This is a genomic window from Lacrimispora sp. BS-2 (genome assembly GCF_040207125.1).
Classification (GTDB): domain Bacteria; phylum Bacillota; class Clostridia; order Lachnospirales; family Lachnospiraceae; genus Lacrimispora.
Window position 1 is genome coordinate 4,437,929 of record NZ_CP157940.1, and the last position, 12,665, is coordinate 4,450,593.

Sequence of the window (12,665 nt, forward strand, 5' to 3'; positions counted from 1 at the left end):
GGTATATGAGATGGAGCAGATATTTATAAGACCTATGATCCCAATGGAGTCCATCGGGAATATAGGAATGGAAAAGAAAGTGACAACCGGACAGGATGGAGGTTCGGTGTTTCGTGATATATTTAACGAAGCTATTCAAAACGTAAGAACCACGGATGAAGATTTGACGACACAGGAATACCTGTTGTCAACAGGCCAGATTGATGATGCGCATACCATACCGGCAGCGGCAGCAAAAGCCCAGTTATCTGTAGAACTTTTATCATCTCTTCGGAATAAGGCACTGGAAGCCTACAATGAGATTATAAGAATTAACGTTTAAGTAGATAACAGGGCGGATGGATGCGATGGAAAAGATAAAGGAACTTTTAGGAAAACTGAATGACAAAGTAAAAAAGGCCATAATCATCGGCGCTGTCGGCGTGGCGGTTGTGGCGGGAGCAATTGTGATAGCGCTGTCCATGCGGGAGAAGCCTTACGAGGTAATGTTTCCAAGTGTCAGCAGCGAAGAAGCCAAACAGATCATTGGAAAATTACAGGAAGATGGAATCGACTATCAGTATAAAAACGGTGACATTCTGGTACCCACGCCCCAGCTGGATACCACCAGGGCAAAGTTGGTTTCGGAAGGATATCCCAAAAGCGGTTTTACATACGATGTATTCAGAAATAATGTAAATTTGATGACTACGGATTCAGACCGGCGGCGGTTTGAGATTTATGATCTGGAAACCAGAATCGGTTCTACGATTAAAGTGTTTGATGGCGTTCAGGAGGCATATGTAACCTTAGCTTTGGGAGAACCCTCCAAATATGCACTGTCTGATGACACGGCACAGGAGCCCAGCGCCCAGGCTGTTGTGGTTATGAAGGATGGAGGATCTCCCACGGAGGAGCAGGCAAAGTCTATCCAGCTTCTCATATCCAGAAGTATACCTGGATTGGTCATTGACAATGTCTCTGTATTTGACGGAAACGGACGGGAAGTTTCCATCGGATCCGATAATGAGGACATTAACAACGGCAAGGCCGGAGAAGAGATCACCAGGCTGATCGAAGACCAGATTTCTGCAAAGGTCTTGAATGTCCTTGGACCTGTATACGGAAATGGCAATGTCAGGGTATCCGTAAAAGGCACGGTCAATATGGAAAAACTGATTCGGGAGAGTATTGTTTACAATACCCCCGAAAAGATCGATGAAAAAGATAAGACCGGTCTTACCTCCGAGGAATCCATATTCAAGGAATATTCCGGAAGCGGACAGAATGCTTCCGGTGTGGCTGGCTCAGAAGCCAATGCAGATATCCCTCAGTATAATGCAGGAGGAACAGATGCGGAGAACGCATATGGTTCCAGCAGCCTGACCAGAAAATATCTTTTGAATCAAATAAAAGAACAGGGCCAGGTCAATCCGGGAACTTTGGAAAACCTCACTGTTTCCGTAGTGGTAAACGGAACCGGATTCGGCAGCATGACCATTGACGACATAAGGGATTTAGCCGGAAATGCGGCGGGAATCCCTCAGGGAGAGCGTGCGGAAAAGATAACGGCCGTGGCAGCACCTTTCTATACTGTGGAAGTACCTCAGGCACCTGAAGCTCCTGCGGAAGCAAATACCAGCGGCATTTTGATCAATCAGTGGATTCTGATTGCGGCTCTGGCGGGAGTGCTTCTCCTTCTTCTGATTATAATTTTGGCAGTAAGGCACAGACGGAAGAAGAATGCTCTTATGGAGGCCATGGAAATAAGCCAGGAAGATGTTCCGGAATTGCCGGTTATGGCAGAACTGCTGGAAGCAAATGAAAAAGAACAGGCGAATCTGGAACCTGAAGAAGACAGGGGAGCAGAGCTGCGCCAGAGCGTCCGCGAGTTTGCAGAGCAGAATCCTGAGATATCAGCTCAGCTGCTGAAAACATGGTTGAATGGAGGCGGTAACAATGGCGATTAATCTGACGCCCGAGCAAAAAGCGGCAACAGTGGTTGTTTCACTGGGAGTGGAGAAGGCTTCCAAAGTATACAAGTACTTAACCGAAGACGAGATTGAGAAATTAACTCTTGAAGTGGCAAAACTTGGACATGTGGAAGCAGAGCAGACGGAAGCCATTTTGGATGAGTTTTATAAGACCTGCCTGACTCAAAAGGTGGTCACTGACGGAGGCTTGGAATATGCAAGAACTGTTCTGGAGAAAGCCTTCGGCGAAAGCACGGCCAACAGCCTGCTTCAAAAGGTTACCCAGTCTCTGAAATCCAGATCCTTTGGGTTTATCCGGAAAAGTGATGTAAAGAACCTGCTTTCGGTCCTTCAGCATGAAAGAGCCCAGATCATTGCCCTGGTTCTTTCTTATACAAATGAGGAGATGGCAGCTCAGATCATTTCGGAGCTTGCCCCTGAAAAGCGCATGCAGGTAGTGGAGGCCATTGCCAGAATGGAGAGCGCTTCTCCTGAAGGAATTAAAATTGTGGAAGAAGAGATCAGGAAGCGGTTCTCTGGCATCCTTACTACCGATTACACCAGCGTGGGAGGTGTTGATTACATAGCAAACGTTATGAACCACATAGACCGGAGTAACGAAAAACTCATCTTCGACGAACTGGGCAGAAAGGATGCGGAGCTGGCGGATACCATCCGCAAGAAGATGTTCGTATTCGAGGATATCATTACCATGGACAATCGTTCCATCCAGCGTTTTATCAGAGAGTGCGATATGCGTGACATGGTTTATGCTCTTAAGAATGCAAACGAGCAGATTACAACAGTTATTTTCTCCAATATGTCAACCCGTATGAAGGAAAGCATTGAGTCCGATATGGAAGTTACCGTTAATGTACGCTTAAAAGATGTGGAAGAGGCTCAGCAGAGGATTGTCGGTATTATAAGGCGTCTGGAAGAAGAGGGCGAGCTGATCATCAATAAGGGCGGAAAGGATGACGTCATTGTCTAATATTATAAAGGCTATGCAGAGGACAGATCGTGTTCTGGAGTACGGATTTACCAGGGAATTTGAAGATATCAGGGTAAATGAAAAAGAGAATCCGGAAAGGGAATCGGAGCAGGAAGACTCTGCAAACCAGGGATATGACAGGTATCTTCAAACTACCGAGCTGTACGAAGATGCCATAAAGAAGAGTCGGGTAGTTCTGGACCAGGCGAAGGCGGATTCGGAAGATATTCTCAACCAGGCAAAGGCGGACGGGGAAAAGCTCCGTGCTCAGGCCATGGAAGAAGGACGCCAGGCCGGATATGACGCGGGATATGAGGAGGGCTTTAGAAAAGCCTATGAAGCACATAAAGAGGTTCTTGAGGCGCGCCAGGAAGAATTCCTGGAGGCTATGAAAAATACGATTGAGAGCGTTACGCAAGAGAAAGAAAAGATACTGGATAAATATATTGATGACTTAAAAAAAGTCACTCTGACCATTGCGGAAAAAGTGATTCAGACCAGTCTGCGATCCAGCGGTGAGATCATTAAGCGCATGATCGTGGCTGCCGCGGGAAAGCTTAAGAAAACCCAGTGGGTGAAAATTTATGTATCCCAAAGAGATGCGGGAATGATGATACAGGGAGATGTGGGGCTGTTAAGTGAATTGTCCCACATTTCCGGGAATATCAAGATCATAGCCATGGATCATGAGGAGGACGGAGCTTGTATCATTGAGCTTCCGGAGGAGATTATTGATGTCAGCGTAAATACCCAGCTGGAAAATATTAAAGGAATACTTAATAACGCCAGACTGTAACAGGAGGAACCTGCATGTTTAAAGAATTGACGGATCTCATTACAAAAACTGAGACAATCGACCATATCGGGAAGATTGAAAACATTGTGGGGATGTCCATGGAAGCCTCTGGTGGAAGGGCCAGTATCGGAGACATTGCCTATATTTACAATGAAGACCGGCAGGAACAGATACCGGTTGAAGTGGTGGGCTTTAAGGATGACAAAATACAGCTTATGGCCTATGAAAATATGAATGGCATTGCTGCGGGCAGCTTTGTCCGAAATACAAAACGCAGGTTGAAGGTACCGGTAGGAGATTTTTTAAGAGGTCGGATCATCGATGCAAAGGGAGAACCAATGGATGGGAAAGGACCTTTTGAATCTCCCCGGTATTATTATGTAGAAAATCCTTATATCAACCCCATGACCCGTCCTCCCATTACGGACAAGCTGGAATTTGGGGTCAAGGCAATTGACGGCTTAAACACCATTGGAAAAGGTCAGCGTATTGGGATTTTTGCAGGCAGTGGTGTAGGAAAGAGTACCTTGCTGGGCATGATTGCCAGGAATGTAAAGGCAGATATTAACGTGGTGGCCCTGGTAGGGGAGCGTGGAAGAGAAGTCCGTGAATTCATAGAAAAAGACTTGGGACCGGAAGGAATGAAACGTTCCGTGTTGGTAGTAGCTACCTCAGATCAGCCGGCCATGCTTCGTATGAAGTGTCCGTTGGTTGCCACCACCATAGCTGAATACTTTAAAAATCAGGGCAAGGATGTATTGCTTATGATGGATTCCCTGACCCGTTTTGCCATGGCTCAGAGAGAAATTGGGCTTGCAATCGGTGAGCCCCCAGTGGCAAGAGGCTATACTCCCTCTATATACGCGGAGTTTCCCAAGCTGCTGGAACGAAGCGGAAACTTTGGAGAAGGTTCCATTACGGGAATCTACACGGTTTTGGTGGAAGGTGATGATACCAATGAGCCTATCGCTGATACGGTAAGAGGTATTGTGGATGGCCATATTGTGCTGACCCGAAAGCTGGCCAATGCCAACCATTTCCCGGCCATTGACGTAAACGCCAGCATTTCACGTCTGATGACCAACATCGTTTCAGATGAGCACCGGAAATTAGCTTCCCAGCTCCGGGACATGTTAAGCCTTTATGAGAAAAATGAGGACCTTATCTCCATTGGTGCTTATAAAACCGGTACGAACCCAAAGCTTGATGTAGCTATATCCAAAATTGATAAAATCAATCAGTTCCTGTGTCAGGGGATACAGGAACAGACCAGCTATGAAGAGGTCTTAAATAAAATGAAGATGATTTTAGCATAGATGCTGAAAGGGGAAGTGGAGCATGAAAAAGTTTAATTTTCCACTTAATACAGTATTAAATTACAAGGATCAGGTTCTGGACAATTTAAAAAATGAGCACGCTCAGATTGTGGATCAGGTAGTTAGGCAGGAAAAAAAGGTCGAGGTCTTGTCGGATCGTAGGAGAGAAGCATGTAACCGGTTTCAGGAGGAGATAGGCCAGGGCATTGCTGTTAGTATGATGCGGGAATATGAGACCTATATCACCTTCATGCAGCAGAAAATTCTTGCCGAGCAGGGAACTCTTCAGAAATTGAAAAAAAGAGAGGAACAAAAGCGGGAGGAAGTGGTGGAGGCCAGAAAAGAAGTGGTTTCCATCGAAAAACTGAAGGAAAAGAAGCTTTTGCAGTATAACAAAGAAGTCCTGCGCAGCGAGGAGCTGTTCATTGAGGAATTCGTTTCTAATACGACCTCGGTCCATGGAAGCAGGTAATCCTGCCGGAAAACTTCTGGCAGTTACCATAAAATCAAATGCCTGAAGGCATGAAAAGAAAGGAGTGAGAAGATGATAGAGGTAAAAAACAGCAGTGTGGATCTGTTATCCAGACAACTGACCGGCAGCAGGATAAAGGAAGAAAAGGCAGCTGACGGTTTATCCGAGTTTAAGGCCATGTTAAAAAGCGGCACTCAGAAGAAGGATAGCAAAAGTCAGGAACCAAGAGAGTCCTTTGAAGAAAATCCGCCTGCAGCGGAAGTGGCATCAGAGGCTGCTGCTCTGGTGTCTGCGGCCGCAATGGCGAAAGTCCAGGGGCTGGAGGAACAGTTTCAACTAGCCGGACAGGAACCAGAGACCCAAATTATGGAAGCCATTGGAGAGGCCCAGGCTCCGGTTTTTGTGTCAGAAGAAAGTGGAAAAATCCAGACAATGGATTCATTCCGTGCTTTGGATCAGCTTCGTTTTCAACAGCTGACAGAAAATGGTATGGGAGCAGAAAGTCTTCGCGAGGGAAATTCCATGACCTTGGCGGATAGTTCAAAAGAAAAGCCGGAGTCCATTTTCCTGAATGCAATGGCAACGCTGCAAAAAACAGGGAAAAAGGAACCTGTGATTCAGGATATAGCAGGGCAGAACACGGAGGCAGTTGTAAATCCAGATGGGAAAAAGGATATTTTATCGGAGAAGCCGCTTATGAAAGCAGCAGAGACAGTTTCCGGTTTAGCTGAAAAGGAACCGGCGGTGATTCTTCCAAAGAGCAGTTCTCAGGAAAAACCGGGCCCTGTGGAAGAAGACCAGGATAAAATCGGGAAAAACCTTCCGGAAAAGCCCTATGAGCCTGAACGTTTCTGGAACAGACACCTTGAAAAGCCTGAGGAAGTCCATACAACTGTAAGAGCAGAGAATTCGAAAGAATTGGAAGCAAAGTTATCGGAACAGATTTTAAAACAGATACGCCAAGGAAATGGGGAATTGGATATTCAATTGGAACCCCATAATCTGGGTAAGATCCGGATCAAAATTTCCTATGAGGATAATCAGATCAGTGTTTCACTTCTGTGTACAGAAAGTAAAACCTTAAAGCTTTTATCCCAGTCGGCGGGCGATTTAGGCTCCATTCTGGAATCTAATTTAGAACGGCCCTTCCAGGTCCTGGTAGACAAGCAGGAGCCGGATTACTTAAACCAGCAGCAGGAGCAGGGGAGCAGACAGGAACAGCGTGGACAGCATCAGGAAAGCCAGAGGGAAGAAACCCATGAGGACTTTATACAAAAGCTGAGGCTTGGGATTTTTGAGACAGAAAGCGCCGAAGAAAACGGCGTTGGTTACAGATAAGGAGAGAAGTAATGTCAACTGTAAATGGAGTAAATTTGTATAGTTCTCTGGAAGATTTTAAGGATAGAGCAAAAACCACCAGTAACAGTGAATTGACAACGGAAGGATTTTTTAGGCTTTTGGCAGCACAGCTTCAAAATCAGGACATGTCAAGCCCCATGGATAACTCGGAGATGATGACTCAGATGACTCAGATCGCCATGATGCAGGCTATGAACAACTTCTCCACTGCAATGGGGGATTTTGCCCAGGTCAATACAATCAATTATGGAACTTCCATGATGGGAAAAGACGTTATGGTTGCATACCACGATAAGAACGGGGCAGTTAAAAAAATCACGGGAACTGTGACAAGAGTCGATATTTTTAATGGTGTGCCAACTATTTACATCGACGACGATGAAAAGACAGGCTATCCGGTTTCCAGCATTATGTCCGTTTATGAAAAGGGGCATAAGCCTCCGGATAATGTGGGTGATACAGACAAGGACGATGGAGTCAAGGATCCGGATACAGATAATAATACCGATGGAGCTAAGAATCCGGATACAGATAACAATACCGATACCAGTACCGATTAGAATGCGCAGGTGATGATTAATGCTAGGTAAAATAAACCAGCATGAGGAACTAAGGCAGCTAAAGCTGCGGAATGCTGCCGCAATATCAAAACCAGCAGGCAGCTTTAATGAGATACTTCAAAACAGAATTGAGGAAAAGGAAGGGCTTCAATTTTCTCGCCATGCAGCAGAGCGGGTCAATCAGCGCGGAATTGAAATGTCGGATTCATTTATACAGGATTTGCAGTCCGCAGTGGAAAAAGCCCGTTCCAAAGGTGCAAAGGATGTGGTGATTATCAGTGACAAGGGAGCGTTTATTGTAAATGTGCCCAATAATACTGTGGTAACAACCATGTCCGGCAATGAAATGAAAGAAAATATTTTTACAAATATCGACAGCGCCGTCCTGTTATAGCTGGACCATTTATGGAGGCTTTTCCTGTATGTCCGATTGACAGCAGGAGGAAGGCGAAAAAAACGAAGGAGAACAATAACTATGGTCAAATCAATGTTTGCCGGTGTGGCAGGTCTTAGAACTCATCAGGCCAAAATGGATGTTATCGGTAATAATATAGCTAACGTGAATACATGGGGATTTAAGGCAGGCACCATGTCCTTTAAAGACACCATGTATCAGAACACCTCAGCCGGTTCAAAGGGCAGCACATCTGCCGGCGGTTACGGAGGCACCAATGCCAATCAGGTAGGGTATGGCGTGACGACAGGAAGTATTACCTATGACTTTTCTATGGGAAGCCCGTCACCTTCTTCCAGAGGCCTTGACTGCTATATTGATGGTACTGGGTTTTATATTGTAGGTCCTATGGTTGGAAACGGAGAGGGTTTTTCCCTGGAAGATAAGGATGTTATTTCCTCCAAGGGCTTGAGTCTTTCCAGAGTAGGAAAGTTTGATGTGGATAATCAAGGATATCTGGTTGACGATTCAGGAAATTATATATATGGATTTGAAAATACCAATACAAGCGATCTTTCCCAGGGAACATTTAATACTACTACATTGAAACCTTTAAGGATTCCTATGACATCAGAAATAGCGGCCATAGGGGATAAGAATGCGGTAAATAAGGTGGAGGCAGCAAGGAAAGAGCTTGAGGGAGCAAGAGCCAATCTCAATAAGCTGAATCTGGAGTTGGGGAAGGCAAGAGAAGAGTATATTGCGGTAAATGACGAATATGAAACCAAATATAACAATCAGGGCATCAAGGCAAAAACAGACGCTGTTTATGATCCGCAGAATGGATCTAAGGTACTCATGGAAAAAGCCTATAAGGATTGGCTGGATGGTAAAAGTGATCCGGCAAAGGCTGGTGATTTGTTGACCGCATATAATGATGCGAAAATAAAATATGAAGAAACTGTAAATGATTTGATCGTAGCACAGGCGGTGCTTCGGAATAACTCGACAACCAGCGCTAGTGACATTGCTGCTGCCTGGGGGAAATATAAGACAGCCTTTACTAATCAGGTAGATGCTTCCAAAGTTTATGATGATGCACTGAAAGCTTATAATGCTGATCCTAGTACTGCAAATAAGACAGCATTAGATGTGGCACAGGCAGACTTGGATGACAAGAAAAAGAAATTTGCTGAAGAGAAAAAAGCCCTGGATGACCTTCAGGCAGCCTTAAGCAAAATCGAACCTGAATCTGTGGAAGGAAGGCGGGATGCTAAAAAGCAAGCTGCCGACAAAGCCAAGGCCTTCGCTGATGCAGCACAAACAGCAGTAACCGAAGCAGAAAAGCGGCTGGAAACAGCCCAGAACAGCTCGACCAGTACTCAGGTAGAGAATGCCGGATCAAGCAATGAGAATGAACTTGCCAGGTTAAGCAATTACTCAATCAAGGAAGACGGCACCCTGGCAGGTACTTCTGTTGACGGCAGCGCTACAGTTATCATCGGTAAGGTCGCCTTAGCCGGTGTCCAGAATGTCAGCGGTCTGGAAAAGACCACAGGTTATTACTATGTCCCAGGCGCTAATGCCGGCAGTGTAAGCATTTATGAAGCCGGTGGTGTCCAGGGCCGAATCATGGGAAATTATCTGGAAATGGCAAAGGTAGACCTTGCTACAGAGATGACAGATATGATCACTACACAAAGAGGATTCCAGGCCAACTCAAAAATCATTACAGTTACGGATCAGATGCTGGAAGAACTGGTTAATATTAAGCGGTAATAAGCTATTGTAGATTTGGGGAGGCGGTGCCTGCCGCTTCCCCCCAATGAGAGGAGTTGAGCCATGATTCGTCTTACGAGACTGAATGATGAAGAATTTGTAATCAATTGCAATCAGATTGAGCGGATTGAAAACATACCGGAGTCCAATATTATACTGGCCAATGGAAAGCATTATGTGGTAAAAGAAAGTGTTGATGAGATCATTGACCGGGTGATTGAATTCCAGGCTCAGATATATGCGCGCGCGCAGAAAAAGAACGTTTAATCCAGGCACTGCCTGGAATATAGGAGGTTACTTATGGATGTATCATTGATCGTTGGCTGGGTGCTGGGAATCATATTGATTATCTACGGAATCGGCATGGAAAAGCTGATGAATTTTGTGGACATGCCCAGTGTTATCATTGTTGTGGGAGGTACAGCCGCAGCGTTAATAGCCAGCTTTCCGTTTAAAACCCTGGTGCAGATTCCAAAACACATCGGAATAATGATCAGTTCCAACCGGTACAATTCGGAAGCTGTTATTCACACCCTGGTGGATATGGCGAAGACGGCAAGAAAAAAGGGACTTTTGGTGCTGGAAGAGCAGGCTGCGACTATCAAGGATCCTTTTCTGAAACAGAGCGTGATGTTGATCGTAGACGCCATGGATGCGGATAAGATCAGGGAGATGCTGGAAAGTGAAGTGGCAGCCATGATGGACCGCCACGACCAGGATGTCAGTATCTATGACAAGGGGGCAGGAGTGGCACCGGCTTTCGGAATGATTGGCACGCTGGTAGGATTGGTTAACATGCTAAAAAGTATGGATATGTCAGGAAATGGATCAAACAGCCTTGGTGCTGACATGTCTGTGGCTTTGATCACTACCTTTTACGGCTGTGTTCTGGCTCATCTGCTGTTTAGTCCCATGGGTAAGAAGCTCCGTATCCGGAATGAGGAAGAAGTTTTGTATAAGCAGATTATTATTGAAGGCGTTTTGTCCATTCAGGCTGGAGATAACCCCAAGTATCTGGAGGAAAAGCTGTTATCTTACCTGTCTCAGAAGCAGCAGGGAAAGATCACAAAGAAAAAACCTGAAGAAGGAAGCGCAAATCCTGAGTAATTGAATTACCAAAGAGGGAGTGCTTTAAGGGCATATCTTAATCCCAAAGAACATGGGTAGGAAAGAGAAAAACAGGTGGTTGTATGATAAAGAGAAATAAGCAGCCGGAGGAATCTGGAAGCTGGATGGATACATATGGGGACATGGTTACACTGCTGCTGTGTTTTTTCGTTCTTCTGTATTCCATGTCTTCTATGGATCAGAGCAAATGGAAGAAGCTGGTGCAGAGCTTTAATCCTAGTGCATTGGAAAGCATAGAGTCCAACGCTAATGAAAGCGAGCGGGAATTCCGTGGAGATCCGGCAAAAGAAGAGGTCACGGATTTTGACGCACTGTATACGGCTCTGAAAGATATGGTTTCAGAAAGAGGAATGCAGGATTCTGTAGAAATTACCCGCGGAGACGGCTTCACTTTTATCTCATTCCGCGACAAAGTATTTTTTGACGGGGACAGTTCTGTGCTCCGGCAGGAAGGCAAGGACATCCTTGAACAGTTTGCTGTTGCTATGACGCAGGTGGATTCTTCCATAAAAGAAGTACAGGTATTGGGACACACCTCCCAGGGAGACCCCAACAGACCCAACAACATCCGAAACGACAGGATGCTTTCCGCTCAGCGTTCCGCAGAGGTTGTCATCTTTCTCCAAAGCAGACATGCTGTTTCACCGGAAAAACTGGTGAGTGCCAGCTATGGTCAGTTCCGTCCCATTGCGCCTTTTGATACGGAAGATGGGAGGGCGCAGAACCGCCGCGTGGAAATATTGATAACCAAGAATGATACGGTAGAAAAATCCCTGGAAGAGTATTACAACCAGATATATCAGGATTATCAGAACGTGCCGGGTAATTAAAAAATGAAGCGGAGTGAAACAAATGGCTGAAGTATTATCCCAAAATCAAATTGATGCACTGCTCAATTCCTTGCAGGGAACAGATGAGCTGAGCCAGGAGATTGAAAAAAAAGAAGATGAATTAAAATATAGGAAATATGATTTTTACAGTCCTAAAAAGTTTACAAAAGACAGGCTTAAAGTTTTAGGCAGCATATTCGACAATTATTCCAGGATTGCAGGTTCCCAGATCAACAGCCTGTTTCGGACTTCCAGTGAACTGTCAGTCGTTACGGTAGAGGAGCAGCGGTATTATGAATTCAGTAACGCCTTAAGCGATAATGATGTCCTTACCCTTGTCAATGTGTCTTTGCCGGATCATTCCAAGAATCCGCCGCTTTTAATCAATGCAAGTATGCCATTAATGCTTAGTTTGATCGACCGCATGCTTGGAGGCATAGGAAAGGAAACCAATGTTAGCTTGTCCTATTCCTATACGGAAATTGAGATGGCTTTATACCGCAGAGTGATCCAATATGTAATAGCACCATTAAAGGATTCCTGGTCAAGTTATATTAATTTAAATTTTGAGCTGGACAGGCTGGAGGAAAACCCCAGCATGTTTCAGGAAATCGGTGTGGATGAAACAATAGTAATTGTTGTCATTGATGTAGAAATGGAAGGCTGCTCTGGAAGGCTCAGTCTCTGCATTCCGGGGAATCTCCTAATGAACACGTTCAGCATTATAGATAAGCGAAGAGCCAGTGCCATGGGAGATGAAGAGAACAGCCAGGATACGAAGCTTGAAATCTTAAACAACATCAGGGCAACTGACTTGATGATACGAGCCAAGGTAGGAGAGTCTGTCATTACTCTGGATGATGTTTATAATCTTCATGTGGGAGATGTCATCAACTTAGGAACGCCTAAGGAATCCGACATCAAACTGTATGTGGAAGACCAGCCATGGTTTAAGGGGCAATTAGGTGTTCACAAAAGAAATACAGCGGTTCGTGTTGAAGGTCTTGTAGAAGAAGGAAATTACCAGGCCGGTGAAAGCTGAGTCAGGGATTATATAAAGAATTAAGGATAATAAAGGAGATGCAAAA

14 protein-coding genes are annotated in these 12,665 nt (G+C 45.2%); all 14 read left to right on the forward strand.

Annotated features, from left to right (window positions below):
- The first annotated feature begins 10 nt into the window (after positions 1–10).
- The 14 genes from ABFV83_RS20690 (at position 11) to ABFV83_RS20755 (ending at position 12,619) form a co-directional block, all read left to right on the forward strand.
- Positions 11–322, forward strand: coding sequence for a flagellar hook-basal body complex protein FliE (locus ABFV83_RS20690; protein ID WP_349946623.1), 312 nt, complete (start codon positions 11–13; stop codon positions 320–322).
- A 25-nt stretch (positions 323–347) separates the two neighbouring features.
- Complete coding sequence (gene fliF, locus ABFV83_RS20695; RefSeq protein ID WP_349946625.1) at positions 348–1,949, forward strand: flagellar basal-body MS-ring/collar protein FliF; 1,602 nt, start codon at positions 348–350, stop codon at positions 1,947–1,949.
- The gene (fliG, locus tag ABFV83_RS20700) at positions 1,939–2,943 is read left to right on the forward strand and encodes a flagellar motor switch protein FliG (protein ID WP_349946627.1); all 1,005 of its coding nucleotides are present in this window, start codon (positions 1,939–1,941) and stop codon (positions 2,941–2,943) included. The genes fliF and fliG overlap by 11 nt, the downstream gene beginning before the upstream one ends.
- Positions 2,936–3,739, forward strand: a complete 804-nt coding sequence (locus ABFV83_RS20705) for a FliH/SctL family protein (RefSeq protein ID WP_349946628.1) — start codon at positions 2,936–2,938, stop codon at positions 3,737–3,739. The genes fliG and ABFV83_RS20705 overlap by 8 nt, the downstream gene beginning before the upstream one ends.
- Before the next feature lie 14 nt (positions 3,740–3,753).
- Positions 3,754–5,055, forward strand: coding sequence for a flagellar protein export ATPase FliI (fliI, locus tag ABFV83_RS20710; protein WP_349946630.1), 1,302 nt, complete (start codon positions 3,754–3,756; stop codon positions 5,053–5,055).
- A 22-nt stretch (positions 5,056–5,077) separates the two neighbouring features.
- Positions 5,078–5,527 (forward strand): flagellar export protein FliJ, encoded by a 450-nt coding sequence (gene fliJ, locus ABFV83_RS20715; RefSeq protein WP_349946632.1) that lies wholly within the window; start codon positions 5,078–5,080, stop codon positions 5,525–5,527.
- Between the two features lie 72 nt (positions 5,528–5,599).
- Positions 5,600–6,865, forward strand: a complete 1,266-nt coding sequence (locus tag ABFV83_RS20720; protein ID WP_349946633.1) for a flagellar hook-length control protein FliK — start codon at positions 5,600–5,602, stop codon at positions 6,863–6,865.
- Positions 6,866–6,876: 11 nt separating this feature from the next.
- On the forward strand, positions 6,877–7,446 hold the full coding sequence (locus ABFV83_RS20725; protein WP_349946635.1) for a flagellar hook capping FlgD N-terminal domain-containing protein: 570 nt from the start codon (positions 6,877–6,879) through the stop codon (positions 7,444–7,446).
- A 19-nt stretch (positions 7,447–7,465) separates the two neighbouring features.
- Entirely contained in the window at positions 7,466–7,840 is a 375-nt protein-coding gene (locus ABFV83_RS20730; protein WP_349946636.1) for a TIGR02530 family flagellar biosynthesis protein, read from the forward strand.
- An 81-nt stretch (positions 7,841–7,921) separates the two neighbouring features.
- A complete protein-coding gene (locus tag ABFV83_RS20735) occupies positions 7,922–9,619 on the forward strand; it encodes a flagellar hook-basal body complex protein (protein WP_349946638.1) in 1,698 nt (565 codons plus the stop codon).
- Between the two features lie 63 nt (positions 9,620–9,682).
- Positions 9,683–9,886: a flagellar FlbD family protein gene (locus ABFV83_RS20740; RefSeq protein WP_349946640.1), complete on the forward strand. Its 204-nt coding sequence runs from the start codon at positions 9,683–9,685 to the stop codon at positions 9,884–9,886.
- A gap of 33 nt (positions 9,887–9,919) precedes the next feature.
- Positions 9,920–10,726: a MotA/TolQ/ExbB proton channel family protein gene (locus ABFV83_RS20745; protein WP_349946642.1), complete on the forward strand. Its 807-nt coding sequence runs from the start codon at positions 9,920–9,922 to the stop codon at positions 10,724–10,726.
- Positions 10,727–10,809: 83 nt separating this feature from the next.
- Positions 10,810–11,577 carry a flagellar motor protein MotB gene (locus ABFV83_RS20750; protein WP_349946644.1) on the forward strand — a complete coding sequence of 256 codons (768 nt, stop codon included), beginning with the start codon at positions 10,810–10,812 and terminating at the stop codon, positions 11,575–11,577.
- Positions 11,578–11,599: 22 nt separating this feature from the next.
- The gene (locus ABFV83_RS20755; protein WP_349946645.1) at positions 11,600–12,619 is read left to right on the forward strand and encodes a FliM/FliN family flagellar motor switch protein; all 1,020 of its coding nucleotides are present in this window, start codon (positions 11,600–11,602) and stop codon (positions 12,617–12,619) included.
- Positions 12,620–12,665 lie beyond the last annotated feature (46 nt).